This is a genomic window from Variovorax terrae (genome assembly GCF_022809125.1).
Taxonomy (GTDB): domain Bacteria; phylum Pseudomonadota; class Gammaproteobacteria; order Burkholderiales; family Burkholderiaceae_C; genus Variovorax_A; species Variovorax_A terrae.
In genome coordinates this window covers 108044-133589 of record NZ_JALGBI010000002.1, presented here as the reverse complement: position 1 = coordinate 133589, position 25546 = coordinate 108044, and the positions used below count along the sequence as shown (strand labels likewise).

29 protein-coding genes, 1 tRNA gene and 1 pseudogene are annotated in these 25546 nt (G+C 65.1%); 6 read left to right on the top strand and 25 right to left on the bottom strand.

Annotation, left to right across the window (positions count from 1 at the left end):
- On the bottom strand, positions 1-4003 hold a 4003-nt coding region (locus MMF98_RS23665; protein WP_423837634.1), incomplete at its 3' end, for a beta strand repeat-containing protein.
- Between the two features lie 500 nt (positions 4004-4503).
- Between MMF98_RS23665 and MMF98_RS15990 the strand changes: the two genes are divergently transcribed.
- Positions 4504-4785: a hypothetical protein gene (locus MMF98_RS15990; protein ID WP_243307638.1), complete on the top strand. Its 282-nt coding sequence runs from the start codon at positions 4504-4506 to the stop codon at positions 4783-4785.
- Here the strand turns inward: MMF98_RS15990 and MMF98_RS15985 are convergent.
- From MMF98_RS15985 to MMF98_RS15890, 20 genes are all read right to left on the bottom strand, one after another.
- Positions 4764-4840 (bottom strand) — tRNA-Met (locus MMF98_RS15985). The two genes, MMF98_RS15990 and MMF98_RS15985, sit on opposite strands and share 22 nt — an antisense overlap.
- Positions 4841-4858: 18 nt before the next feature.
- Positions 4859-5254 (bottom strand): 50S ribosomal protein L17, encoded by a 396-nt coding sequence (rplQ, locus tag MMF98_RS15980; protein WP_243307636.1) that lies wholly within the window; start codon positions 5252-5254, stop codon positions 4859-4861.
- Between the two features lie 86 nt (positions 5255-5340).
- On the bottom strand, positions 5341-6330 hold the full coding sequence (locus tag MMF98_RS15975) for a DNA-directed RNA polymerase subunit alpha (protein ID WP_243307634.1): 990 nt from the start codon (positions 6328-6330) through the stop codon (positions 5341-5343).
- A gap of 107 nt (positions 6331-6437) precedes the next feature.
- Positions 6438-7061 (bottom strand): 30S ribosomal protein S4, encoded by a 624-nt coding sequence (gene rpsD, locus MMF98_RS15970; RefSeq protein ID WP_243307632.1) that lies wholly within the window; start codon positions 7059-7061, stop codon positions 6438-6440.
- Between the two features lie 88 nt (positions 7062-7149).
- A complete protein-coding gene (gene rpsK, locus MMF98_RS15965; protein ID WP_243307630.1) occupies positions 7150-7554 on the bottom strand; it encodes a 30S ribosomal protein S11 in 405 nt (134 codons plus the stop codon).
- Between the two features lie 13 nt (positions 7555-7567).
- Positions 7568-7933: a 30S ribosomal protein S13 gene (gene rpsM / locus MMF98_RS15960; protein ID WP_243307628.1), complete on the bottom strand. Its 366-nt coding sequence runs from the start codon at positions 7931-7933 to the stop codon at positions 7568-7570.
- A gap of 24 nt (positions 7934-7957) precedes the next feature.
- Complete coding sequence (gene rpmJ, locus MMF98_RS15955) at positions 7958-8071, bottom strand: 50S ribosomal protein L36 (RefSeq protein ID WP_011481465.1); 114 nt, start codon at positions 8069-8071, stop codon at positions 7958-7960.
- Positions 8072-8094: 23 nt separating this feature from the next.
- The gene (gene infA, locus MMF98_RS15950; protein WP_012734373.1) at positions 8095-8313 is read right to left on the bottom strand and encodes a translation initiation factor IF-1; all 219 of its coding nucleotides are present in this window, start codon (positions 8311-8313) and stop codon (positions 8095-8097) included.
- 5 nt (positions 8314-8318) lie between these two features.
- Entirely contained in the window at positions 8319-9638 is a 1320-nt protein-coding gene (secY, locus tag MMF98_RS15945) for a preprotein translocase subunit SecY (RefSeq protein ID WP_243307626.1), read from the bottom strand.
- 27 nt (positions 9639-9665) lie between these two features.
- Positions 9666-10100, bottom strand: coding sequence for a 50S ribosomal protein L15 (rplO, locus tag MMF98_RS15940; protein WP_243308640.1), 435 nt, complete (start codon positions 10098-10100; stop codon positions 9666-9668).
- 10 nt (positions 10101-10110) lie between these two features.
- Positions 10111-10293: a 50S ribosomal protein L30 gene (gene rpmD / locus MMF98_RS15935; RefSeq protein WP_243307624.1), complete on the bottom strand. Its 183-nt coding sequence runs from the start codon at positions 10291-10293 to the stop codon at positions 10111-10113.
- 14 nt (positions 10294-10307) lie between these two features.
- The gene (rpsE, locus tag MMF98_RS15930; RefSeq protein WP_423837633.1) at positions 10308-10838 is read right to left on the bottom strand and encodes a 30S ribosomal protein S5; all 531 of its coding nucleotides are present in this window, start codon (positions 10836-10838) and stop codon (positions 10308-10310) included.
- A 17-nt stretch (positions 10839-10855) separates the two neighbouring features.
- On the bottom strand, positions 10856-11221 hold the full coding sequence (gene rplR, locus MMF98_RS15925) for a 50S ribosomal protein L18 (protein ID WP_243307622.1): 366 nt from the start codon (positions 11219-11221) through the stop codon (positions 10856-10858).
- An 11-nt stretch (positions 11222-11232) separates the two neighbouring features.
- Positions 11233-11766: a 50S ribosomal protein L6 gene (rplF, locus tag MMF98_RS15920; protein WP_243307621.1), complete on the bottom strand. Its 534-nt coding sequence runs from the start codon at positions 11764-11766 to the stop codon at positions 11233-11235.
- 15 nt (positions 11767-11781) lie between these two features.
- Complete coding sequence (gene rpsH, locus MMF98_RS15915; protein ID WP_243307619.1) at positions 11782-12177, bottom strand: 30S ribosomal protein S8; 396 nt, start codon at positions 12175-12177, stop codon at positions 11782-11784.
- 21 nt (positions 12178-12198) lie between these two features.
- Positions 12199-12504, bottom strand: coding sequence for a 30S ribosomal protein S14 (rpsN, locus tag MMF98_RS15910; RefSeq protein WP_243307617.1), 306 nt, complete (start codon positions 12502-12504; stop codon positions 12199-12201).
- Between the two features lie 8 nt (positions 12505-12512).
- On the bottom strand, positions 12513-13052 hold the full coding sequence (gene rplE, locus MMF98_RS15905; RefSeq protein ID WP_243307615.1) for a 50S ribosomal protein L5: 540 nt from the start codon (positions 13050-13052) through the stop codon (positions 12513-12515).
- 2 nt (positions 13053-13054) lie between these two features.
- Positions 13055-13375 carry a 50S ribosomal protein L24 gene (rplX, locus tag MMF98_RS15900; protein ID WP_243307613.1) on the bottom strand — a complete coding sequence of 107 codons (321 nt, stop codon included), beginning with the start codon at positions 13373-13375 and terminating at the stop codon, positions 13055-13057.
- 9 nt (positions 13376-13384) lie between these two features.
- Positions 13385-13753: a 50S ribosomal protein L14 gene (gene rplN / locus MMF98_RS15895; RefSeq protein ID WP_013902964.1), complete on the bottom strand. Its 369-nt coding sequence runs from the start codon at positions 13751-13753 to the stop codon at positions 13385-13387.
- A gap of 194 nt (positions 13754-13947) precedes the next feature.
- Positions 13948-15543: a glycerol-3-phosphate dehydrogenase/oxidase gene (locus tag MMF98_RS15890; protein ID WP_243307611.1), complete on the bottom strand. Its 1596-nt coding sequence runs from the start codon at positions 15541-15543 to the stop codon at positions 13948-13950.
- A 175-nt stretch (positions 15544-15718) separates the two neighbouring features.
- Here MMF98_RS15890 and MMF98_RS15885 point away from each other — a divergent pair.
- From MMF98_RS15885 to MMF98_RS15875, 3 genes and pseudogenes are all read left to right on the top strand, one after another.
- Positions 15719-16881, top strand: a pseudogene (locus tag MMF98_RS15885) (esterase-like activity of phytase family protein).
- 13 nt (positions 16882-16894) lie between these two features.
- Positions 16895-17713, top strand: coding sequence for a pyrroline-5-carboxylate reductase (proC, locus tag MMF98_RS15880; protein ID WP_243307609.1), 819 nt, complete (start codon positions 16895-16897; stop codon positions 17711-17713).
- Positions 17714-17840: 127 nt separating this feature from the next.
- Positions 17841-18032, top strand: coding sequence for a hypothetical protein (locus tag MMF98_RS15875; RefSeq protein ID WP_243307608.1), 192 nt, complete (start codon positions 17841-17843; stop codon positions 18030-18032).
- A 107-nt stretch (positions 18033-18139) separates the two neighbouring features.
- Here the strand turns inward: MMF98_RS15875 and ubiA are convergent, their stop codons facing one another.
- The 4 genes from ubiA to recG form a co-directional block, all read right to left on the bottom strand.
- Entirely contained in the window at positions 18140-19000 is an 861-nt protein-coding gene (ubiA, locus tag MMF98_RS15870; RefSeq protein WP_243307607.1) for a 4-hydroxybenzoate octaprenyltransferase, read from the bottom strand.
- Positions 19000-19896 carry a Dyp-type peroxidase gene (locus MMF98_RS15865; RefSeq protein WP_243307606.1) on the bottom strand — a complete coding sequence of 299 codons (897 nt, stop codon included), beginning with the start codon at positions 19894-19896 and terminating at the stop codon, positions 19000-19002. Before MMF98_RS15865 ends, ubiA begins: the two co-directional genes overlap by 1 nt.
- Positions 19897-19930: 34 nt before the next feature.
- Positions 19931-20893: a LysR substrate-binding domain-containing protein gene (locus tag MMF98_RS15860; protein WP_243307605.1), complete on the bottom strand. Its 963-nt coding sequence runs from the start codon at positions 20891-20893 to the stop codon at positions 19931-19933.
- Between the two features lie 194 nt (positions 20894-21087).
- Positions 21088-23259, bottom strand: coding sequence for an ATP-dependent DNA helicase RecG (gene recG, locus MMF98_RS15855; protein WP_243307604.1), 2172 nt, complete (start codon positions 23257-23259; stop codon positions 21088-21090).
- 69 nt (positions 23260-23328) lie between these two features.
- Here recG and queA point away from each other — a divergent pair, with 69 nt between their 5' ends.
- Entirely contained in the window at positions 23329-24372 is a 1044-nt protein-coding gene (gene queA, locus MMF98_RS15850) for a tRNA preQ1(34) S-adenosylmethionine ribosyltransferase-isomerase QueA (protein WP_243307603.1), read from the top strand.
- Entirely contained in the window at positions 24359-25531 is a 1173-nt protein-coding gene (gene tgt / locus MMF98_RS15845; protein ID WP_243307602.1) for a tRNA guanosine(34) transglycosylase Tgt, read from the top strand. The genes queA and tgt overlap by 14 nt, the downstream gene beginning before the upstream one ends.
- Positions 25532-25546: the final 15 nt, after the last annotated feature.

Here is a 25546-nt window from a genome sequence, read left to right as displayed (position 1 = left end):
TCACGTCGGTCAGGGTCACGTTCTGCGCCGCGCTCGGGCCCAGGTTCACCAGCGTCACCGTGTAGCTGATCGTCGCGCCTGCCGTGCCGTTGGCGCTGGACGCCACCTTGCTCACCACCAGGTCGGCGACCGGCGTCACCACACCGCTTACGGTTGCCGTGCTCGTCCCGTTATTCGTGGTTCCAGCCGGCATGTTCAGCGTCACAGTGTTTACATAACTACCACTGGCTGTGGCCGTCACGTTCACCGATACGGACACTTGCCCGCCCACTGGAATCGTGACGCTTCCCGCAATCCCGCTCGCGCTCACTGTGAAGTTTGCCGTACTAGCGCCCCCCGTCACGGTGCTGCTGTAATTTGATGCTTGCAAATTGGCAGGCATCACATCATTGAAGCTAGCTCCTGTCAGGGTACTGGGGCCCGCATTCGTGAACACCAAGGTGAAACTGGTTGTGCTCCCTGCAGCCACCGTTGCACTTCCCACTGCTTTGCTCACATTGGTTGCAACCACAGGCAAGGGAACCGGATCGACAGCGCAGCCGAGGTTGGGAACATCCTGGCCGCTGCACAGCGCTGCGGCTGCGGCGTTCGGCAGTGTCCCATTCTGGGGGTCGCCTCCGCCACCGACCTTTGCCTGGTTCACCAACGTTGTCGTTGCCGTCAGCGCGACGGTTGCCGTATAGGTGATCGTTGCCGAGGCTCCGGCCGCCAGCGCGGTCGTTCGATTGCACAAGATATTCTGGCCCGTGACCGTGCACGTAAACCCGTTCTGGGTGAACGGCGACGCCGGCGAGGTGTAGGTCAACCCCGTCGGAAGCACATCCGCCACCGTGGTCGTGCCTGTGGCAGAGGTCCCACCACCATTGCTCACAACCAATGAGAAAGTCACCGTTTGCCCGGGGAATTTGGTCTGCGGATTCGCGTGCGACTTGGTAAGCCGGACTTCGGCCGCGTTCTGAACCGTGTTGAGATCAATCGCGCACCCCACCGGATTGCCATCGGTCGTACAGGCATTCACATCCGCCACTGCAGGACTTTGCACGATACCCGGCGTCACATCCCCGCCCCCACCAATCCGGGCCTTGTTGCGCTGCTGGCTACCTACCGTCGCATTACCGACGCTGGCAGTCAGTATGAAGCTCGACGCACCTCCTGCGGGAATAGACACGCTGGAAGTACAACTGACGTTGACCGTGGAGACGCGAGTGCATGACCAGTCAGCGCCATTAGGACCTGCTGGCGTGAAGGTTCCCGTGGTGACGAAAGTCAGGGTGCCAGGAGAAACATCGCGAAAGTTGATGGTCCCCACCGTCGCCATGGTACCGTTGTTAAGCACGGTGAATACGTAATCCGTGTTGGAGTTGGCATTCACAAAAATCTGCCCGTCGTCCTTACTCAACTGGAGACGAACATAGCGCACCTCATCGGTATCTGCGGCACAACCATTGTTGGGGTCAAAAGAAGTATCCGCCGGAGAAACCGGCGCGGGGCACAAGGCCGCCGTTGCCGTGGTGGGCCGTGTCGACTTGTTGGGACTCGGATCTCCTCCCCCGCCCACCTGAGCCAGATTGGTTACGGCCGAAGGCGCATTGTTGTCGACAGTCACCCTGAACGTGATAGTGGCCGATGCACCAGCAGCCAACGCTGTCGTCCGATTGCAGGTGATGCCTTGCCCGGAAGTCGTACAAACAAAATTGCTGACCGTGGCGGTTCCAGCAAAAGTCAACCCGGTTGGCAACAGATCGGCCACCGTGATGGTGCCAGTCGTCGCCGTGCCTCCACCGTTGGTCACCACCAAGGTATAAGTTGTTGTCCCGCCCCGGGCAAGCACGCTGGTACTGTCCGTCTTGGTCAGCACAAGGTTGGGAGCCTGCACCGTATCGGTATCCAAGGCGCAGCCGGCCGGATTGTTGTTGGCCGTACACGCGATGGCCGCCGTCACCGCAGCTGCCGCATTCGCCGGATTTGCCTTGTTGGGGTCCCCCCCCCCGAACACCCGCGCTCGATTAACCAGCGAAGTGCCATTGGCTGCAGCCACCGACACGGGAAGAGCAAAAACGCTGGTCCCACCTCCATTGATGGCAGTGGTTGATGTGCAGACGATGTCCGTGGCATTGGCCGCACTGCAGCTCCAGTTGGCAGCCTGTGGCCCGGTCGGCGTCAGAACGCCCGGCGTCACCGTCAAACCTGTTGTCAACTTGTCGGACACGGTGATGGTGCCCGAGGTGGCGCCATTGCCGATGTTGGCCACGGTGAAAGTGTAGGTTGTCACACTGGGCGATGTCACCAGCGTCACACCATCCGTCTTGGCCAAAGTGAGATTCGGATCACACAGCGCGGCTGGCGGTACGCCCGGCACATCGGGAACCTGGTAGGTGGTCAGTCCCCCGTTGTAACCGACTGAACCATAGTTTTCTCTCACAGCACCGCTCATGGTCTCGCCCGGTGCTCCTCCATTGACGTTGGCCGATACCGCCATGGTGTTGGGCGCATAGGCCACAAAACCTCCACCGCCCGCGCCACCAGGGCCATGGCGACCACCCAAGTTGTTGTTGGCTGCAGGCGGATTCGCCCACGCATTGCCACCATCGCCCCCCGAAGCATCGACGGTCGCACTGCCTCCGCTAGGAGTTTCCAGAATGACAGAACCGCCGCCGCCACCGCCACCGCCCGAATCGTTCGCCACGTTGTAGCCATGGGCGCCCCGCGCATCAATAACGCCGCTGCCGGTAATCGCCCGGGCACGAATGATGACGACCCCGCCGCCCGCCGCGCCCGAAGAACAGTTGCCGTTCCCCAGGTTGCAGGAAATACCTTGGTTGTTGTACGTCCCTGCATCAAACGTTGCGTTATTGGTGCCTCCAGCACCGCCGCCACCGCCCATGAAAACCCGATTGAAATCTAGAGTTCCAGCATATCCGGCGCCGCCACGGCCGCCGGCGTCCACCAGCGGATCATTCCAAGGCCGCCCGCCCAAACCACCTGGCCCATAGTTGCCACCACCGCCACCACCGGCGTTCTCCTGATTTGTCGTCGTTGGTGTTTGCCCGTCCGAGCCACCACCACCAGCATTGCCAGGAGCGCCCTTCGCGTAGGAGCCACCCGGATATCCCTCAATCGCAGCCGGTCCCGCGGGAATCGTCAAGACTGGCGGGGCATTTGTAGCTTGAAAACTCCAGTTGTTGGTTTTCGTCGAAGTGTAGAAAGGCGTGCCAATAATGCCCTCCCCCTTGGAACCGTGATAGCCCAAAGTGGAAGCTGTGGCAAAGTCTGTCGGCGCTCCTCCACTGGAGTTCAGGCTGACCCCGGCGCCACCGCGAAAGCCCTTGCCCGCGACAAAAAAAGCGCGATTTGTCTGCCCCTCAACGGTGCCGCCTGTCAGTGTCAAGGTGTCGCGCACATCCACCGCCACCACGCCCCCGGTCAGGCCATTCCATGCCGGCGCAACAATGCCCTGGGCAGACAGGCTGCTGTACTGCCTGACACGGATGACCTGGTAGCGCTTCTGGCTGGTCGTGGCCGTGGCATTGGCCTGGACATACGCGTTGTTCAGCGCCGGCGTGAACGAGATCGTGGTGCCTGCCACCCCGGTCACACGAACGTACTCGTACAAGCCTGCTGAGCCGACGCTGGTACTGCCCGCTCCGCTACCGGAACCATCGCCATAGGTGCTGTTGTTGGATGAATTGATCGAGCCATCCTGCATTTGGATGACCAGCAGCAAATCACCAATCACCAGCGCATTGGCATCAAGCGATGAGGTATCACGCGCTCCGAGCGTCAGCGACGTCGCCCCCGGGGAAAGGTTGCCGCTTCCTTGGTAGTAGTTGTTGACGACACCACTGGTCGGCCCCGTCCCTAGACTGGCGGGTGGCGCACAGACCTGCGCAGCAGCCTGCAGCGACAACATCAGCAGGAGCAGCGCCGCCAACCAAGTCGGTGCCCCCGCTGCGCGTGGCGATCCGATGGGCGAGCGAAATGCCCTGCTCAAGAAGCGCCACATCTTTATGTGCGCTCCAGGCAGTTTGCAGCAAGCTGTGCGCAGACTCTCCCACTCTTGGATCCAGCGATTGGCAGCAAGAGGCAGCCAACCCGGGCCACGAGTGACGTGCTTGTGCACACGCCACTCATCTCCTGAGTTGCAACTCCATCCTCTTCTTCGATGCCAACGCTATCCAAAAGCAAAAGCCCACCCTCAACGTGACCGCCACAAGCAAAATGGCTTGGGGCCCGAGTCTAGTTAGGAAGAGCTTTTAGTAACCATTCATTTCAGGGTTTTCACCCAAAATTCAATATTTCCGTGCGGAAAGTCACATCGGACAGGGCGTTCGCACACATCCAAAGAAGCTTAGAAATGAAAGCTAAATCACTGATTAAGAAGAGGAATTTCAGTAGCCAATTTCTCATGCCTGCATTCATGACGTGATATCGGATGGCTCTGACACGAGAGTTGCGCCACCTCATCATCGATGAGGGCTTGCTTTTTTCTTACCAAATGAGTTTTTGGGCCTGATTTTTGCTTATGAGCCCTTCCACATGATGCCAAGAAGGATCAATAGCCCATCGAACCACACCAGAGTTGCGGCACCTCAGAAGCTTTCGCGAGCCAATGCATTGCTCGAACAGCGGTCGCGCGGCGAGCAGCGACCGCCGATGGCCATCCTCGAAAAAAGAAAGACAGAAAGAAAAAAGAGAGGAGGGAAGCCAGAAAACAAAAACGCCCGCATGATGCGGGCGTTTTGTCAGCGAAGATCGCTGTTTGTTGGTTGCGCGAGCAAGATTTGAACTTGCGACCTTTGGGTTATGAGCCCAACGAGCTACCAGGCTGCTCCATCGCGCGGCAATCCAATATTATAGCCTATTCTGCTGCTGCCTGCTCTTCGGCAGCGACAACATCCGGGCGGTCGACCAACTCGACCAACGCCATGGGTGCATTGTCCCCCACACGGAAACCCATTTTCAGAATGCGGGTGTAGCCACCGGGACGGGCCTTGTAGCGCGGTCCGATTTCCGCGAACAGCTTGACCACCATATCGCGGTCACGCAGACGATTGAATGCCAAGCGCTTGTTGGCAAGCGTCGGTTCCTTGGCCAGGGTGATCATCGGCTCAACCACACGGCGCAGTTCCTTGGCCTTGGGCAGCGTGGTCTTGATGACTTCGTGCTGAATCAGCGAATTCATCATGTTGCGCAGCATGGCGAGGCGGTGCTCGCTGGTGCGATTGAGTTTTCGGAGTCCGTGTCCGTGACGCATGGTGCTTACCTTTACTTTATAAAACGGATGGCCGTATCAGGTACCACCCGGTGCACTGCCCGGCCTCGATGGCAGGGCGGGAGATTTTAACGCTTGTCCAGGCCGGCGGGCGGCCAGCTTTCGAGTTTCATACCCAAGGTCAGGCCGCGGGAGGCCAGAACTTCCTTGATTTCGTTGAGCGACTTGCGACCCAGGTTCGGGGTCTTGAGCAGCTCATTCTCGGTGCGCTGAATCAGGTCACCGATGTAGTAGATGTTTTCGGCCTTCAGGCAATTGGCGGAACGGACCGTCAACTCCAGTTCGTCAACAGGGCGCAGCAGGATGGGGTCGAATTGCTGCGAGCTGCGCGGGGCAGGTGCGTCGAAAGCGGCCAGTTCGCTGCCTTCCAGCTGGGCAAAGACCGCCAGTTGCTCCACCAGGATCTTGGCCGACGCGCGCACGGCATCTTCCGCCGTGATGGCGCCGTTGGTTTCGATCTCGACCACCAGCTTGTCCAGGTCGGTACGCTGCTCCACCCGAGCGCTTTCCACCGTGTAGCTGACGCGCTTCACAGGAGAGAAAGAGGCATCGAGAACGATGCGGCCAATGGACTTCGTCGGCTCATCCGCATAGCGGCGCATGGTCCCGGGCACATAGCCACGGCCCTTTTCGACCTTGATCTGCATGTCGATCTTGCCGCCCTGGGACAGGTGGGCGATCACATGATCGGGGTTGATGATCTCGACATCGTGCGGCGTCTGGATGTCGGCCGCCGTCACCACGCCTTCGCCATCCTTGCGCAGGCTCAGCGTCACTTCATCGCGGTTGTGCAGCTTGAACACCACGCCCTTGAGGTTCAGCAGGATGTTGACGACATCTTCCTGCACACCGTCAATGGACGAGTACTCATGCAAAACGCCAGCGATGGTGACTTCGGTTGCTGCATAACCCACCATGGACGACAGCAGAACGCGACGCAGGGCGTTGCCCAGCGTGTGACCATAGCCGCGCTCGAACGGCTCCAGCGTCACCTTGGCACGGTTGGTGCCGAGTTGTTCTACGTTGATGGCTTTGGGTTTCAGCAGGTTGGTTTGCATGCAGACTTCCTCTCAATACCCCCGGCTCGTTACACCGGTAAGGCTGGTGAAGCACCCGATGCCCAGTGCCCTGGAGATCGGGAACGATTTCAAACGAAAAAAGACTATCAGCGCGAGTACAGCTCGACGATCAACGATTCGTTGATGTCGGCGGCGAACTCGTCGCGATCCGGCACCTTCTTGAACGTGCCTTCTGCCTTGTCGGCATTCACTTCCACCCATGCCGGCATGCCAACTTGCTGAGCCAATTGCAGCGCTTCCACGATGCGGTTCTGCTTCTTCGACTTGTCGCGCACGGCGATCACGTCACCGGTCTTGACCATGTACGACGGGATGTTGACCGACTGGCCATTCACCGTGATCGCCTTGTGCGACACCAGCTGGCGGGCTTCTGCGCGCGTGGAGCCAAAGCCCATGCGGTAGACCACGTTGTCCAAGCGCGATTCGAGAATGAACAGCAGATTCGCGCCGGTGTTGCCCTTGCGGCGGTCGGCTTCCTCGAAGTAACGGCGGAACTGCTTTTCCAGCACGCCGTACATGCGCTTGACCTTCTGCTTTTCGCGCAGCTGCAGACCGAAATCGGAGGTGCGCTGACCCGAAGTGCGGCCGTGCTGGCCAGGCTTGGAGTCGAACTTGGCCTTGTCGCTGATCGAGCGACGGGCGCTCTTCAGGAACAGGTCAGTGCCTTCACGGCGGGAGAGTTTGGCCTTGGGGCCGAGATAGCGTGCCACTTGATCTTCCTTTTGACGTCATCTACCGCAGTCGCCTGCGGGAGCCATCGGCGCGATGCCGATGGCGGTGGGCTTGGTTAAAAAAAACTTAAATGCGACGGCGCTTCTGCGGACGGCAGCCGTTGTGGGGAACCGGCGTCACATCGGCGATCGAGGTGATCCGGATGCCCAGTGCGGCCAGGGCGCGCACGGAGGACTCACGACCCGGGCCGGGACCCTTGATCTCGACATCCAGATTCTTGATGCCTTGTTCGATGGCTGCGCGCCCCGCCACTTCGGAGGCCACCTGGGCCGCAAACGGCGTGGATTTGCGCGAGCCCTTGAACCCCTGACCACCCGACGAAGCCCAGGACAATGCGTTGCCCTGACGGTCGGTGATGGTGATGATGGTGTTGTTGAACGACGCGTGAACGTGCGCGACGCCGTCCGCCACATTCTTGCGGACCTTCTTGCGCACACGCTGTGCGGCGTTATTGGCGGGAGCTTTTGCCATATTGATCTCTCAATTATTTCTTCAGTGCTGCGGCTGCCTTACGCGGGCCCTTGCGGGTGCGGGCATTGGTGCGGGTACGTTGACCCCGCATCGGCAAACCACGGCGGTGGCGGAAGCCACGGTAGCAACCGATGTCCATCAAGCGCTTGATGTTCATCGTCGTTTCGCGGCGCAGGTCACCCTCGATCGTGAACTGGGCGATCTGGTCGCGGATTTTTTCCAAGTCACCGTCGGTCAAATCCTTGACCTTCTTGGAATAAGCAATGCCGCAAGCCTCGCAGATCTTGCGAGCGCGGGTGCGACCGATGCCGTAAATGGCGGTCAAGCCAATTTCAGCATGCTGATGCGGCGGAATGTTGATGCCAGCGATACGTGCCATGTGCGTCCTCTATAACTCTTGCAATCAGCCTTGGCGCTGCTTGTGACGCGGATCCGTACAGATCACGCGAACCACGCCTTTACGGCGGATGATTTTGCAGTTGCGGCAAATTTTCTTGACCGAAGCCGAAACTCTCATTTCATTCTCCTAAAACTCTTAGCCTATTTGGCGCGAAACACAATGCGTGCCCGCGACAGGTCGTAGGGCGTCAACTCAACGGTGACTTTGTCACCAGGAAGGATGCGGATGTAATGCATCCTCATCTTTCCGGAAATGTGGCCCAGGACCACATGTCCATTTTCCAGCTTCACTCGGAAGGTCGCGTTGGGCAGGTTTTCAACCACCTCGCCCTGCATCTGAATGACATCGTCCTTTGCCATGCAAGTCAACCACCTAATGAAGTCCTAAAGTTAGCTTTCTTCAACAGCGATTCGTACTGCTGAGACATCATGTAGTTCTGAACCTGGGCCATGAAGTCCATGGTCACCACCACGATGATCAGCAGCGACGTGCCCCCAAAATAGAACGGTACGTTGTATTTCAGGATCAGGAACTCGGGCAACAGACACACGAACGTGATGTAGACCGCCCCCGCCAGCGTCAACCGGACCAGGATCTTGTCGATATACCGAGCCGTTTGTTCACCGGGACGAATACCGGGGATGAACGCACCACTCTTCTTCAGGTTGTCCGCCGTCTCACGGCTGTTGAACACCAGCGCCGTGTAGAAGAAGCAGAAGAACACGATCGCCGTTGCGTACAGCATCACGTAGATCGGCTGCCCGGGCGTCAACGCACCGGCAATGTCCTTCAACCAGCGCATCGAGTCGCCGGAGCTGACCCAGCTCACCACCGTTGCCGGCAGCAAGATGATCGACGAAGCGAAGATCGGCGGAATGACGCCCGCCATGTTCAGCTTCAGCGGCAGGTGCGACGACTGCCCGCCATACACCTTGTTGCCCACCTGGCGGCGTGCGTAGTTGACCAGAATCTTCCGCTGGCCGCGCTCGACGAACACCACGAAGTAGGTCACCAGCGCCACCACGGCCACGATGAACACCGACACCAGGATGCTCATGGCACCCGTGCGAACCAGTTCCAGCAGGCCGCCGATCGCATTGGGCAGGCCCGCTGCAATACCGGCAAAGATCAGGATCGAGATCCCGTTACCCAGGCCGCGCTCGGTGATCTGCTCACCCAGCCACATCAGGAACATCGTTCCCGCCGTCAGGCTGACCACAGCCGTCATGCGAAAGCCGAAACCGGGAGACAGAACCAGCCCTTGCGAGCTTTCCAGCGCCAGCGCAATGCTGAGCGATTGGAAAATCGCGAGACCCAGCGTGCCATAGCGCGTGTACTGCGTGATCTTGCGACGGCCGGCTTCGCCTTCCTTCTTGAGCTGCTCGAATGTCGGAACGACATAGGTGAGCAGCTGCATGATGATCGACGCCGAAATGTACGGCATGATGCCCAGCGCGAACACCGTGAAGCGCGACAGAGCGCCACCCGAGAACATGTTGAACAGGCTCAGGATGCCGCCCTGCTGGCCCTTGAACAGCTGCTGCAGCTGGCCGGGGTCGATGCCGGGCACCGGAATGTGGGCACCGATACGGTACACCACCAGGGCCAGCAGCAAGAAGACCAGCCGGCGACGCAGGTCGCCGAACTTGCCCGTCTTTGCGATTTGTGCCGCGCTGGTTGCCACTTAAATGCCTTCTTTCACCAGCACAGGTCAGGCGGCCACGCTGCCACCAGCCGCTTCAATGGCAGCCTTGGCACCCGCAGTTGCACCGATCCCGGTGAGCTTGACAGCCTTGCTGATCGAGCCCGACTTGATGACCTTGACCACCTTGGCGAGTTCGCCGACCAAGCCAGCCTGCTTGAGTGCCAGCAGGTCCACCTCGGCGGCGCCGAGCTGCTCGAGCGCGCTCAGGGTGACTTCGGCGTTGAACTTCAGCAGGTGCGACTTGAAGCCGCGCTTGGGCAGGCGGCGCTGCAGCGGCATTTGACCGCCTTCGAAGCCCACCTTGTGGTAGCCGCCCGAACGCGACTTCTGGCCCTTGTGACCGCGGCCTGCGGTCTTGCCCAGGCCGGAGCCGATGCCGCGGCCCACGCGGCGCTTGGCGTGCTTGGCGCCGGCGGCGGGCTTGATGCCATTGAGTTCCATCATCAACCTCTTAAAGCACTTTGATCAGGTAGCTGATCTTGTTGATCATGCCGCGCACCGCGGGCGTATCCTGCAGTTCGCTCGTGCTGTTGAGCTTGCGCAGGCCCAGGCCGCGAACGGTGGCGCGGTGCGATTCCTTGCAGCCGATAGGGCTGCGAACCAGCTGGATCTTGACTGTTTGTTGCGTCGTCATCTTGAAACTCCCGATCAGGCGAAGAGTTCTTCAACGGTCTTGCCGCGCTTGGCTGCAACTTCCGCCGGGGTGGTGGAGTTCTTCAGCGCGTCGAACGTGGCACGAACCATGTTGTAGGGATTGGTCGAACCATGGCTCTTGGCCACGATATCGGTGATGCCCATGACTTCGAACACCGCGCGCATCGGGCCGCCGGCGATGATGCCGGTACCCTTGGGGGCGGGGCTCATCATGACGGAAGCGGCGCCGTGCTGGCCGAACACCTTGTGGTGCAGCGAGCCGTTCTTCAGCGTGACCTTGGTCATGTTGCGGCGGGCTTCTTCCATCGCCTTCTGCACGGCGGCCGGCACTTCCTTGGACTTGCCTTTGCCCATGCCCACGCGGCCGTCACCGTCGCCGACCACGGTCAGTGCGGCGAAACCGAGGATACGGCCCCCCTTCACCACCTTGGTCACGCGGTTGACCGCGATCATTTTTTCGCGCAGACCATCGTCACGACCTTCGTCCTGACCCTTAGTTTGCATTTTTGCTTGAACTTTAGCCATGTCTGTTTCCGTGTCCGTTAGAACTGCAAGCCGGCTTCACGCGCGGCATCGGCCAGCGCCTTGACGCGACCGTGGTAGGCAAAGCCCGAGCGGTCGAATGCCACCTTCTCGACGCCGGCAGCCTTCGCCTTCTCGGCGATGCGCTTGCCGATGGCCTGGGCCGCGGCGGTGTTGCCACCCTTGCCGGAGCCGCCCAGCGCCTTGCGCACATCGGCCTCGGCCGTGGACGCGCTGGCCAGCACCTTGGCGCCGTCGCCCGAGATCACGCTGGCATAGATATGCAGATTGGTACGGTTCACCGTCAGGCGCGCAACGCCTTGCGTGGCGATGCGGATGCGGGTCTGACGGGCCCGGCGAAGACGCTGCTCTTTCTTGGTCAACATGTTGCAGCTCCTTATTTCTTCTTGGTCTCTTTGATCGTGATCTTCTCATCCGCATAGCGGATGCCCTTGCCCTTGTAGGGCTCGGGCGGGCGAATCGCACGAATCTCAGCGGCCACTTGACCCACGCGCTGACGGTCAGCGCCCTTGATCACGATTTCGGTCGGGGCAGGCGTCGCCACGGTGATACCGGCGGGCATGTCCTTGTTGACCGGGTGGGAGAAGCCCACCGACAGGTTCAGCTTGGCGCCTTGCGCCTGGGCCTTGTAGCCCACGCCGACCAGGCTCAGCTTCTTCTCGAAGCCCTTGGTCACGCCGACCACCATGTTGTTCACCAGCTGACGCATGGTGCCGCTCATGGCGTTGGCTTCGCGCGATTCGTTCGCGGGCTCGAAGCTCAGCTTGCCGGCATCGTTCTTTACGTTGACCAGCACGTTCAGGGCCAGCGACAGCGTGCCGCCGGCGCCCTTGACGCTGATCTGGTCTTCCTTGATCGACACGTCCACACCAGCGGGGACGGCGACGGGCATTTTTCCTACACGGGACATTTCAGTTTCTCCGCTTTAAGCCACGTAGCACAGCACTTCGCCACCGACACCGGTAGCGCGCGCCTTGCGGTCGGTCATCACGCCCTTAGGCGTAGTGACGATGGCCACACCCAGGCCGTTCTGGACCTGGGGAATGGCGTCGCGGCCCTTGTACACGCGCAGACCGGGACGGCTCACGCGCTCGATACGCTCGATCACGGGGCGGCCGGCGTAATACTTCAGGGCAATTTCAAGCTCGGACTTGCCGGCTTCGGTCTTGACCTGGAAGCCGTCGATGTAACCTTCGTCCTTCAGCACCTGCGCAATGGCCACCTTCACCTTGGAAGAGGGCACCGACACGGTGGCCTTGGCCACCATTTGCGCATTGCGGATACGGGTCAGCAGGTCGGCGATGGGATCACTCATGCTCATGTTTAATCTCTCCTGCCTGGCTTACCAGCTGGCCTTGGTGACACCGGGGATGTCACCGGCGAAGGCCAGTTCACGGATCTTGGCGCGACCCAGGCCGAACTGGCGGAAGGTTCCGCGCGGACGGCCCGTGATCTCGCAACGGTTGCGCTGACGCGTCGGGTTGGCGTTGCGCGGGAGCTTCTGCAGGCCCAGACGGGCTGCAGCGCGCTCTTCGTCGCTACGCTTGGCATCATTTGCAATGGCCTTGAGTTCCGCGTATTTCTTCGCGTACTTGGCAGCCAGTTTTTCTCGCTTGAGCTCACGCTCGATCAAAGCTACTTTAGCCACACGCCACCTCAGTTCTTGAACGGGAAACGGAAGCCGGCGAGCAGTGCCTTGCACTCTTCATCGGTCTTGGCCGTCGTGGTGATGCTGATATTCAGACCGCGCAGGGCATCAACCTTGTCGTACTCGATCTCGGGGAAAATGATCTGTTCCTTGACGCCGATGTTGTAGTTGCCGCGGCCGTCGAACGCGCGGCCGGAAATGCCGCGGAAGTCGCGCACGCGCGGCAGGGCCACGGTGACGAAACGGTCCAGGAACTCATACATGCGCACGCCGCGCAGCGTGACCATGGCGCCGATGGCCTGGCCTTCGCGGATCTTGAAGCCCGCGATGGCCTTCTTGGCCTTGGTCACCACCGGCTTCTGGCCGGCGATCTTGGTCAGGTCGCCCACAGCGTTGTCCATGACCTTCTTGTCGGACACCGCCTCGCTCACGCCCATGTTGAGCGTGATCTTGGTGATGCGCGGCACCTCCATGGGCGACTTGTAGCCGAACTTCTGCGTGAGCTCGGGAGCCACTTTTTCGCGGTAGTGTTGTTGCAGTCGTGCCATGGTCATGCCACCTTGATTTCTTCGCCGCTGGACTTGTAAACGCGAACGCGCTTGCCGTCAGCCAGCAACTTGATGCCCACGCGGTCAGCCTTGCCCGTGGCGGCGTTGAAGATCGCCACGTTGGACTGGTGGATCGGCATGGCCTTCTCGACGATGCCACCGGTGGTGCCCTTGAGGGGGTTCGGCTTGGTGTGTTTCTTCACCAGATTGATGCCGTCGACCACCAGATGGGAATCGTCCTTGCGCAGCGATACCTTGCCGCGCTTGCCCTTGTCGCGCCCCGCGAGCACGATGATTTCGTCGCCTTTGCGAATCTTGTTCATGGCGCGTCCTTACAGAACTTCAGGAGCCAGGGACACGATCTTCATGAACTTCTCGGTACGCAGTTCACGCGTCACGGGTCCGAAGATGCGGGTGCCGATGGGCTCCAGCTTGTTGTTCAGCAACACGGCTGCGTTGCCATCGAATTTGACGAGCGAGCCATCGCCACGGCGGATGCCCTTGGCCGTACGCACCACCACCGCACTGTAAACCTCGCCTTTTTTGACGCGGCCACGCGGAGCAGCTTCCTTGATGCTCACCTTGATGATGTCGCCAACGCTTGCGTAACGACGCTTGGAGCCGCCGAGCACCTTGATGCACAGAACGGACTTCGCGCCGGTGTTGTCGGCAACCTCTAACCGGGATTCAGTCTGGATCATTTCAAATATTCCCAACTTGTACCAAGGGTCTTTGCCTCGCAAAGACGCCGCAGTCAGTCTTGGGCCCGTCGTCCGCGCCATGAACCACTCACGGCGTTTTCGCTGGGCAGAACTGGAAGCTCTTCCGAACTTCCACACGCTTTTAAAGCGCAGCCAGCGATTATGGCAAACCCTGAAGGGGCTGTCAACTGCCTTCAGCCGGGCAATTGGCCATAGTGTCGCGCCAGGGCCGAAAACGCGACCACCTGGGGGTCGGCCCCGGTTTCCTGCTGCAGGATGGCGCCCGCCTCCGTGGCCAGGGCGCCGGCCTGGCGGGCGTCCAGGAACAGCAGCCGGGAGCGCCTTGCCAGCACGTCTTCCACCGTCCGCGCATATTCATGCCGGGCGGCGAAGCGCACCATCGCCTCGGTCAGGCCGCCGCCCAGCTCGCGCTGCGCCCCGGGCAGGGCGGCCACCGCGTCCTCCTCGCTGCCGTAGGCATGCAGGCCGGGCGGATCGCTGATGCCGGGCTGGCCCGGCTGGCGCTCCCGGGCCCCCACCAGCGGCAGGTGCACGGTCGCCCCGGGCCGGGCCCGGGGCAGCAGCCCATGCTCGAAGCACTTGTCGAGCACATCCTCGGCCATAGCGCGGTAGGTGGTCCATTTGCCGCCGGTCACGGTGACGAGGCGGCTGCGGCTGACCAGCACCGTGTGCTCGCGGCTCAGGCCCTTGGTGCTGTCGCCGTCGTCGCCCTGCGGCCGGACCAGCGGCCGCAGGCCGACCCAGAGGCTGCGGACATCGGCGCGGGTGGGCGCGCGGCGCAGGTAGCGGGCCGATTCGCCCAGGATGAATTCGATGTCGGCGGCAAACGCATCCGGTTCGCGCGCCAGGTCATGGCGCGGCGTGTCGGTGGTGCCGAGGATCGTCTTGCCCAGCCAGGGCACGACGAACAGCACCCGCCCGTCGGCGGTTCGGGGCACCAGGATGGCGTGGTCCGTGGGCGAGAACGACCGGTCCACCACGAGGTGCGTGCCCTGGCTGGGCGCCACCAGGGGCCGGGTCGCCCGGCCGCCGGCCTCGCCGTCCTTCTGGCGGAGCTCGTCCACCCAGACGCCGGCGGCATTGACGACGCAGCCGGCCTGCAGCCGGTACTCGCGCCCGGTTTCGCGGTCCTGGCAAAGCAGCCCGGCCACCTTGCCGTCCTCGTGGACCAGGCCGGTGGCCGCGCAGTAATTGACCAGCAGCGCCCCCCGGGCCGCCGCCGTGCGCGCCAGCGCCAGCGCCAGCCGGGCGTCGTCGAACTGGCCGTCCCAGTACTTCACGCCGCCGCGCAGTCCTTGCGGCTGCGCGTTGGGCAGGTGGCGCAGGGCGGCCTCGCGGCCCAGGAACTCGGTCGCGCCCAGGCCGGCCTGGCCGGCCAGCGCGTCATACATCTTGAGGCCGGCGCCGTAGAACGGGGTCTCCCAGAGGCGGTAGGACGGCATCACGAACGGCAGCGGCTGGGCCAGGTGCGGCGCGTTGCGCAGCAGCGTGGCGCGCTCGTGCAGGGCCTCGCGCACCAGCGAGATGTTGCCCTGCGCGAGGTAGCGCACGCCGCCGTGCACCAGCTTGGTGGCGCGCGAGGACGTGCCCTTGGCGAAATCGTGCGACTCGACCAGCACCACCGAAAAACCGCGCGCGGCGGCGTCCAGCGCCACGCCCAGGCCGGTGGCGCCGCCGCCGATCACGGCCACGTCGTAGCGGCGCGGCTCGCCCAGGCGGGCCATCAGCTCGGCGCGGTGTGTCGGCCGGGGAAGGAGGTCGGTCGTCATGGGCTCCATTGTCCACACCGCCCCGGGGCCATGCGCCCGCAGGAGCCGGTTATGCAGAATGCTACAAAATCAATAGCACCCAACGACCAGCACACCTGGACCTCCGCCCTTTTTGGACCTGATCCGGGCCTCCGGCGCCGCCCCAGAGGGCGCGGCAAGCTCTAAACTTCCGGCCATGACGACCTCCCCGATGCCCGCCCTCCTCGCCCGCCGCCGCCTGCTGCTCGGCGCCGGCGCGGTGGCCCTCGGCGCCACTGCGGGCTGCGCCTCGACGGCCGGCCCGGCGGCGCGCGCAACGCCGCGCCTGCGCCTGATCGGCGACACCACGCTGGCGCACCGGCTGGCGTTCCAGGGCACCACCGTGGGCGGCCTGTCGGGCATCGACTACGACCCGGCCAGCGGCCTCTACTACCTGCTCAGCGACGACCGCTCCGATCTGCAGCCGGCCCGCCTCTACACGGCCCGCATGGCGCTGCAGGCGGACCGGCTCGGCCCGGTGGAGCTGCAGGCCGTGGTCACGCTGCGGCGCGCCGACGGCCAGCCCTACCCGGGACGCCGCAGCCCGGCGCCGGGCGTGGACGTGCCCGACCCCGAGGCCCTGCGCCGGCGCCCAGAGACCGGCACGCTGCTGTGGACCAGCGAGGGCGACCTGCGGCGCGGCTTCGGCCCGGCGCTGCGCGAAGCCCGCCCCGACGGCACGCTGCTGCGCGAATTCAACCTGCCGGCCCTGTTCCAGCCCTCGCCCGATGCCGCGCGGGGGCCGCGCGACAACCTCGGCTTCGAGGGCCTGAGCCTGACGCCCGACGGCCGCCAGGCCTGGGTGGCGATGGAGAACGCGCTGGTGCAGGACGGCCCCATGCCCACGGTGGGCGCGCCCGGCGGCCCCTGCCGCTTCACGCTGGTCGATCTGGACCGGGGCGAGGCCGTGCGCCAGATCGCCTACGTGCCCGACGCCATCCCGCAGGCCCCGGTGCCGCCCGGCGGCCCGGCCGACAACGGCGTGAGCGAGATCCTGATGGTCGACGGCGAGCGCTGCTGGTGCTGGAGCGCGCCTACATGGCCGGCGTGGGCACCTCGCTGCGGCTCTATCTGATCGACACGCGCCAGGCCAGCGACACGCTGGCGCTGCCGGCGCTGCAGCCCGGCAACCACCGCCCGGCCGCCAAGGCCCTGGTGGCCGATTTCGCGCACACCGGCCTGCGCCGCCTCGACAACACCGAGGGCATGACCTGGGGCCCGCCCCTGCCCGGCGGCGGGCGCACGCTGGTCTTCGTGAGCGACGACAATTTCAACCCCGGCCAGATCACCCAGTTCGCGGCCTTTGAATTCATCGAATGAGGGCACCCTTCCCATGAACACACAGCACATTGCCTTCGTCGGCGGCGGCAACATGGCCAGCGCCATCATCGGCGGCCTGCTCAAGCAGGGCTTCACCGCGGGCCAGATCGACGTGGTCGAGCCGTTTGCCGAGGCCCGCGCCAAGCTCCAGCAGCAGTTCGGCATCACCGCCCTGGAAGGCCCCGGCGCGGCGCTGGACCGGGCCACCCTGGTGGTCTGGGCCGTCAAGCCGCAGAGCTTCAAGGACGCCGCCCTGCAAAGCCGCTTCCACACCAAGGCCGCGCTGCACCTGAGCGTGGCGGCCGGCATCCCCAGCGACAGCATCGCCCGCTGGCTCGGCACCGAGCGCGTGGTGCGCTGCATGCCCAACACGCCGGCCCTGGTGCGCAAGGGCATGACGGGCCTGTACGCGCGGCCCGCCGTCACGGCGCAGGACCGGCAGGCGGCGGAGCAGGTCATCCGCACCACGGGCGAGTTCCTCTGGGTCGAGCGCGAAGACCTGCTCGACGCGGTGACGGCGCTGTCAGGCTCGGGCCCGGCCTATGTGTTCTATTTCCTCGAGGCCATGACGCAGGCCGGCACCGACATGGGCCTGTCGCGCGAGCAGGCGCACCAGTTGTCGGTGGGCACGTTCGTCGGCGCCTCCGAGCTGGCCCGCAGCTCCAACGAGCCGCCCGAGATCCTGCGCCAGCGCGTCACCTCCAAGGGCGGCACCACGCATGCCGCCATCAGCTCGATGGAGCAGGACAACCTCAAGACGCTGTTCGAGCGCGCCCTGCACGCCGCCCGGCGCCGCGCCCACGAGCTGGGCGACGAATTCGGCGCGGGCTGAGCCTTGTTTCGCGCGCAGCGCATGCTATAAAGCGCGGCGTCCGCCGGCCTGCCGGCGGGCGTTCTCCAAGAGCCTGCCGACGGTCTGCAGGCCCTAGAAAAACATCACACCATTTGAAGAGTCATTCATGAAGAAACTGCTTTGCGCTGTGCTCAGCGCAGCCGTGCTGGCCGTGCCCCTGGCCGTGATCCCCTCGACGGCTTCCGCCAAGGCGCAGACGCACGCCCACAGCAAGAAGAAGGGAACGCACGCCAAGAAGGGCAAGAAAGCCAAGAAGGCCAAGTCCAAGGCCCGCACGGCGTCGCACACCAAGCACTGAGCGCCCCGCGGCGCCACCCGCCAAGCCGCCCGCCGGGCGGCTTTTTCGTCGCCGGGCCGCCCCAGAATGAAAAGCCCCGCGTAGCGGCGGAGCGTGGGGGTCAGGTCTCACGCCAGCGCGTAGCTGCCCGCGATGCCCGCGAACACGGTGAACCCGACCCAGTGGTTGAGCCGGAAAGCCTTGAAGCAGCCCTCGCGGGTGCGCCCGCGGATCAGCGTGTAGTGCCAGGCCGCCTGCGCCGCCGCGATGCCGATTGCTACATAAAAGATAGCACCCAATGACCGGCTGGCAAGGACCCCGACCCAAATTGCCAGGTAAGCCAGGTAGCTGAGCATGACCACGGCCACATCGAGGCGGCCGAGCGTGATGGCCGAGGTCTTCATGCCGATCTTCAGGTCGTCGTCGCGGTCCACCATGGCGTACTCGGTGTCGTAGGCCAGCACCCAGAACAGGTTGCCCAGCAGCAGCACCCAGGCCGTCAGCGGCACGCGCGACTGCACGGCGGCGAACGCCATCGGGATGCCGAAGCTGAAGGCCACGCCCAGCACCGCCTGCGGCATCGACACGTAGCGCTTGGCATAGGGATAGATCAGCGCGACGGCCAGCGCCGCGAACGACCAGGCGATGGCGGCGGCGTTGGTGGTCAGCACCAGCGCGAAGGCCGCCAGGGCCAGCACGGCCCCGAGCACCAGCGCTTCCTTCACCGACACCTTGCCGGCCGTCACCGGCCGCTGCGCGGTGCGCTTGACGTGGCGGTCGAACTCGCGGTCGGCCACGTCGTTGACGCAGCAGCCCGCGCTGCGCATCAGGATGGTGCCCAGCGTGAACACCGCCACCAGGGGCCAGCCGGGGAAGCCGTGGGCGGCGATCCAGAGCGCGCTCAGCGAGGGCCACAGCAGCAGCAGCCAGCCGGCCGGGCGATCCCAGCGGATCAGGTCCAGGTACAGCCGCAGCCGCTCGCGCCGCATCACAGGCCGAGCTGCCGCAGGTCGAGCCGGCCGCCCAGCATCGGCGGGCACCAGAAGTAGGCGCCCGACAGCGGCCGGGAGAAACCGAACAGCGCGTCCACGATGCCGTCGTCCTGCCCGGCCATGCGGCGCATCTGCGCCTCGAACGCGTCCAGCGACTTGCCGAAGGCCACGAACAGCAGGCCGGCGCGCGACCCCATGGCCCAGGGCATGGAGCGGCGCAGCACGAAGGCCTCGGGATCGAAGCTCTCCTGCGCCGTGCGCTTGACGTGCGAGGCCTCGGGCGCGTCTTCCAGCTCCTCGTTGTCGCTGCGCCGGCGGCCGATGGCATTGTCCTGCTCGGCGGGGCTCATGCGCTCGAAGGCGTCGAAATCGTGCACCCACTGCTGCACGGCCACGAAGCTCGACCCGTCCAGCCCCGGCCCGCCGGCCTGCACGAAGGCGGCTGCCTCGGCAGCCTCGCCTTCGGGGTTTTCGGTGCCGTCCTCATAGCCCGTGAGGTCGCGGCCATGGTCGCTGTCCACCGGGCCGTGGCGGAAGGCCTCGATCGCGCGGTCCAGGTGGAACGCCGGCGCCAGGGCCTTTTCGAGCAGGCGCGTCTTGAGCACCAGGTCGCCGCGGTCGCTGCCGCGCAGCCAGCACAGCAGCGCCGTGGGCGTGGAAGGCACTTCGACGCCAGGGCCCGCCATCGCGGGAAACTCCCGCAGGCCAGGCACCGCGGCGCCCACGGCGGCCACCAGCGACGGCCCGAGCGCCACCACCACCGTCGCGCCATCCGCCAGCGGCGCCAGCCGGGCCAGGGCGTCGCGCGCGCCCTCGCGGTGCGCCAGCGAGAAAAAGACGTAGCGCCCGACGGCGGGCACGGGAGGCAGGATGCCGGGTTGTGCGTGGTTCATCATTCCAGTCAAGGGGCAGTCAAGAAGGCAGGGGTCAGGACAGGCGCTTCACGCCTGGCAGCTCGCAGGCGTAGATGGCGTTGCGCAAGGCGGCGATGGCTTCGTAGCGGGTGAAGCTGCGGCGCCAGGCCAGCACCACGCGGCGCATCGGCGGGCCACCGCCTTGCTCGTCGGTGATCGGCAGGTACTTGACGAAAGCGTCCTCGTCCTTCTTGCGCTTCTTGGGCTCGAACGCCTCCCGGGGCACGCTCAGCCGCGGCACCAGCGTCACGCCCATGCCGGCCGCCACCATGTGCTTGATGGTCTCCAGCGACGAGCCCTCGAAGCTCTTGCGGATGCCTTCGGCATCGCTGGAGAAGCGCGCGAACTCGGGGCAGACCTCGAGCACGTGGTCGCGAAAGCAGTGGCCGGTGCCCAGCAGCAGCATGGTCTCGCTCTTGAGCTCCTGGGCGGTGACGGCCTGGCGCGTGGCCAGCGCGTGGTGGCTCGGCACGGCGGCCATGAACGGCTCGTCGTACAGCGGCGCCATCGCCAGGCCGGTGTCGGGGAAGGGCTCGGCCAGGATGGCGCAGTCGATCTCGCCGGTGCGCAGCATCTCCAGCAGCTTGACGGTGAAGTTCTCCTGCAGCATCAGCGGCATCTGCGGCGTGTGCGCGATCGCCTGGCGCACCAGGTCGGGCAGCAGGTAGGGGCCGATGGTGTAGATGATGCCCAGCTTCAGCGGCCCGGCCAGCGGGTCCTTGCCGCGCTTGGCGATTTCCTTGATGTTGGCGGCCTGCTCCAGCACGCTCTGCGCCTGGCGCACGATCTCCTCGCCCAGCGGCGTGACGGTGACCTCGTTGGCGCTGCGCTCGAACAGCTTGACCTCGAGCTCGTCCTCCAGCTTCTTGATCGCCACCGACAGCGTGGGCTGCGAGACGTAGCAGGCCTCGGCGGCCTTGCCGAAGTGCTTTTCGCGCGCAACGGCGACGATGTACTTGAGCTCCGTCAGAGTCATTTCATTTATCCATAGCGGTGCGGCCCAGACCCCGGCCACCGCGGAGCCGGCTTGGCCGGGCCGCGGGTGGCGCCCCCTTGGGAGCTGAGGGCTGCGGCTCCAAGCCTGCCTGCGCAGGCTTGGACAGCCCGAAGAGCCGCAGCCTCTGGCTGCGTGCACGGGGCGCCACAGGCGCTTCGGGGGTGGTTTTCATTTCAGGCCTTCAGATACTCCGATTTTCCACCCAACCAGCGTTCGGCGTGCCGGCGGGCCCATTCGAGGTGCCGATCCAGCATGGCCGGTGCAGTTGCGCGCGCCCATTCCAGCAGGTCGGTGTCGGTGGCCAGATCGGCAAAACGCAGCAGCGCCGCGCCCGACTGGCGCGCACCCAGGAACTCGCCGGGGCCGCGGATGTCGAGGTCACGCCGCGCGATCTCGAAGCCGTCGCCGGTCTCGGCCATGGCCTTGAGCCGCGCCCGCGCGGTCTCGCCGAGCCGGCCGCTGTCACCCGCCGAGTACAGCAGCACGCAGGCCGAGGCCGCCGCGCCGCGCCCAACGCGCCCGCGCAGCTGGTGCAGCTGCGACAGGCCGAAGCGCTCGGCATGCTCGATCACCATCAGCGAGGCATTGGGCACGTCCACGCCGACCTCGATCACGGTGGTGGAGACCAGCACGCCCATCTGGCCGCCGGTGAACAGCGACATCACCGCCTTCTTCTCGGCCGCCGGCATGCGCGAATGCAGCAGGCCCACCATGACGCCGGGCAGGGCCGCGCTCAGGGCCTCGTGCGTGGCCGTGGCGTTGGTCAGGTCCACGGTCTCGCTCTCTTCGATCAGCGGGCAGACCCAGTAGACCTGCCGGCCCTGCGCGAGCTGCGCGCGGATGCGCTCGACCACCTGCTCGCGCCGCTGTTCGGCGATCACTTTGGTGACGATGGGCGTGCGCCCTGGCGGCAGCTCGTCGATGGTGGAGACGTCGAGGTCGGCGTAGTAGCTCATGGCCAGCGTGCGCGGGATCGGCGTGGCGGTCATCATCAGCAGATGCGGCTCGGAAACTGACAGCCCCCACGCTCCGCCGCTGCGCGGGTCGCTGCCCCCCGAGGGGGCAGCATCGCCTTGGGGCGGCCTGGCGGCGATGCTGCCGGGCCGCGCGCTTTCCTGCATCTTGCCGCGCAGCGCCAGCCGCTGCGCCACGCCGAAGCGGTGCTGCTCGTCGATGATGGCCAGCGCCAGGCTGCGGAACTGCACCTGGTCCTGGATCACCGCATGCGTGCCCACCACCAGGCCGGCCTCGCCGCTGGCGATCAGCGCGAGCATGGCGGCGCGCTCCTTCTTCTTCTGGCCGCCGGTGAGCCAGGCCACGCGCACGCCCAGCGGCTCGAGCCAGCCGATGAGCTTGCGGAAATGCTGCTCGGCCAGGATTTCGGTGGGCGCCATCAGCGCGCACTGGCGCCCGGCGTCGATGCAGATCGCCGCGGCCAGCGCGGCCACCACGGTCTTGCCCGAGCCCACGTCGCCCTGCAGCAGGCGGTGCATGGGCACGGGGCGCGCCAGATCGCGCGCGATGTCCTCGCCCACGCGGTGCTGGGCGCGCGTGAGCTGGAACGGCAGCACCGCCAGCAGCTTCTCGTGCAGGCCGCCGGCCGGCGCCGCCAGCGCGGGCGCGCGGTGCCGGGCGCGCTCGCGCTTGGACTGCAGCTGCGACAGCTGCTGCGCCAGCAGTTCCTCGGCCTTGAGCCGCTGCCAGGCCGGGTGGCTGTGGTCCTCCAGCGTGGCGAGTGCCACATCGGGCGCAGGTTGGTGCAAAAATGATAGCGACTCACGTAGGCCCCACGCGGACCTCTGGCCATTTTTCCTTGAAAAAACGGCCTCGGGCACCGCCACGCCCGGCGGGAAGGTGTCCGACAGGTCGGCGCGCGCCAGGCCGCCCAGCACGGCGCGGCGCAGGTAGGCCTGGGGCAGGCCGGCCACCGTGGAATAGACCGGCGTCAGCGCGTTGGGCAGCTCGCCGCCGGCGGCGCGGAACGAGGGATGCATCATGGTCCAGCCCAGGAAGCCGCCCTTGAGCTCGCCGCGCGCCCGGATGCGCGTGCCCACGGCCAGCGCCTTCTGCTGCGAGGGGTAGAAGTTGAAGAAGCGCAGCACGCAGGTGTCGCTGCCGTCGTCCACCGTCACCAGCAGCTGCCGGCGCGGGCGGAACGTCACCTCGCAGGCCGTGACCGTGGCCTCGATCTGCGCCGTGTCGCCCTCGCGCGCCTCGCTCAGCTTCACGATGCGGGTCTCGTCCTCGTAGCGCAGCGGCAGGTGCAGGGCCAGGTCGATGTCACGCGCCAGGCCAAGCTTGAGCAAGGCTTTTTGCGGCGCGGACATCTCCTTCTTGTCGGTCATGGGACAATTCTGCCCTGTCTTTTCTTTTTCCCTTCCCACTTGGCACGGGTTTGTCAGGCCCTCAAGCACATGCGCTCCTTCACGCTCGGCGACTTCGACTTCGCACTTCCCGATCAACTCATTGCCCAGCACCCGGCCGCCGAACGCAGCGGCTCGCGCCTGCTCGACGGCACCCATCCTCAGCCAGTGGACCGCGTATTCCGCGAGCTGCCCGCCCTGCTGCAACCCGGCGACCTGCTGGTGTTCAACGACACCCAGGTGGTGAAGGCCCGCCTGTTCGGCGAGAAATCGTCGGGCGGCAAGGTGGAGCTGCTGATCGAGCGCGTGCTGCAGGGCCGTGAAGTCGTGGCGCACATGAAGGTCAGCAAGAAGCCGCTGCCGGGCGCCGAACTGCGCATGGCGGGCGGCTTCGGCGCCACGCTGCTGGGCCGCTGGCCCGACGAGCAGGGCCCGCTGTTCCGCTTCGCGCTGAGCGGCGACCCCTACCAGCTCATGCAGCAGCACGGCCACGTGCCGCTGCCGCCCTACATCACGCACGCGGACTCGGCCGAAGACGAGCGCCGCTACCAGACCGTGTTCGCGCGCCACCCCGGCGCGGTGGCGGCCCCCACGGCGGCGCTGCATTTCGACGAGGCCCTGCTCGCCGCGCTGGAGGCGCGCGGCGTGCAGCGCGTCAGCGTCACGCTGCACGTGGGCGCCGGCACCTTCCAGCCCGTGAAGACCGAGAACATCGCCGAGCACCGCATGCACAGCGAGTGGTACCAGGTGCCCGAGGCCACGCAGCAGGCCATTGCGGCCGCCCGCGCGCGCGGCGGCCGCATCGTGGCCGTGGGCACCACCACCGTGCGCACGCTGGAATCCTGGGCCGCCTCGGGCGCGGCCAGCGGCGACACCTGCATCTTCATCACGCCGGGCTTCGCCTTCCAGGTGGTGGACCGGCTCATCACCAACTTCCACCTGCCCAAGTCCACCCTCATGATGCTGGTCAGCGCCTTCGCGGGCTACGAGCACGTCATGGCGCTGTACCGGCACGCCATCGCCGAGCGCTACCGCTTCTTCAGCTATGGCGATGCCATGCTGCTTCAAAGAGAATCCGCCCATGCTGCAGTTTGACCTCCTCGCCGCCGACCCCGCCAGCCACGCCCGGCGCGGCCGCCTCACGCTCAACCACGGCGTGGTGCAGACGCCGATCTTCATGCCCGTGGGCACCTACGGCACCGTCAAGGGCGTGATGCCGCGCAGCCTGGAAGAGATGGGCGCGCAGATCATCCTGGGCAACACCTTCCACCTCTGGATGCGCCCCGGGCTGGACATCATGCAAAGCTTCGGCGGCCTGCACCAGTTCGAGAAATGGAACAAGCCCATCCTCACCGACTCGGGCGGCTTCCAGGTCTGGAGCCTGGGCGCGATGCGCAAGATCACCGAGGAAGGCGTCCATTTCGCCAGCCCGGTGAACGGCGACAAGCTGTTCATGTCGCCCGAGGTCAGCATGCAGATCCAGACAGTGCTGAACTCCGACATCGTGATGCAGCTCGACGAGTGCACGCCCTACGAAACCAAGGGCCACCTCACCACCGAGCGCGAGGCGCGCCAGTCGATGGAGATGAGCCGGCGCTGGGCGCTGCGCAGCCAGGCCGAGTTCCAGCGGCTGGAAAACCCCAACGCGCTGTTCGGCATCGTGCAGGGCGGCATGTACGAGCACCTGCGCCAGGAATCGCTGGACGCGCTGGTGGCGATGGACTTTCCCGGCTACGCCATCGGCGGCGTGAGCGTGGGCGAGCCCAAGGACGAGATGCTGCGCATCATGGCGCACACGCCGCACCGGCTGCCGGCCCACAAGCCGCGCTACTTGATGGGCGTGGGCACGCCGGAAGACCTGGTCGAGGGCGTGGCCCAGGGCGTGGACATGTTCGACTGCGTGATGCCCACGCGCAATGCGCGCAACGGCACGCTGTTTTCACGCTACGGCGATCTGAAGATCCGCAATGCCCGCCACAAGAGCGACCCGCAGCCGCTCGACACCAGCTGCACCTGCCACGCCTGCGCCGGCACGGCGGGCGTGTCCTGGGACCAGGGCGGACGCGGCGGCTTCAGCCGCGCCTACCTGCACCACCTGGACCGCTGCGGCGAAATGCTCGGCCCGATGCTCACCACCATCCACAACCTGCACTACTACCTGAACCTGATGCAGGAAGTGCGCAGCGCGCTGGACACCGGCGGCTTCGCCGCCTTCAGGCGCCAGTTCGCGGCCGATCGGGCGCGCGGCGTCTGACGCGGGCCCGCCGCG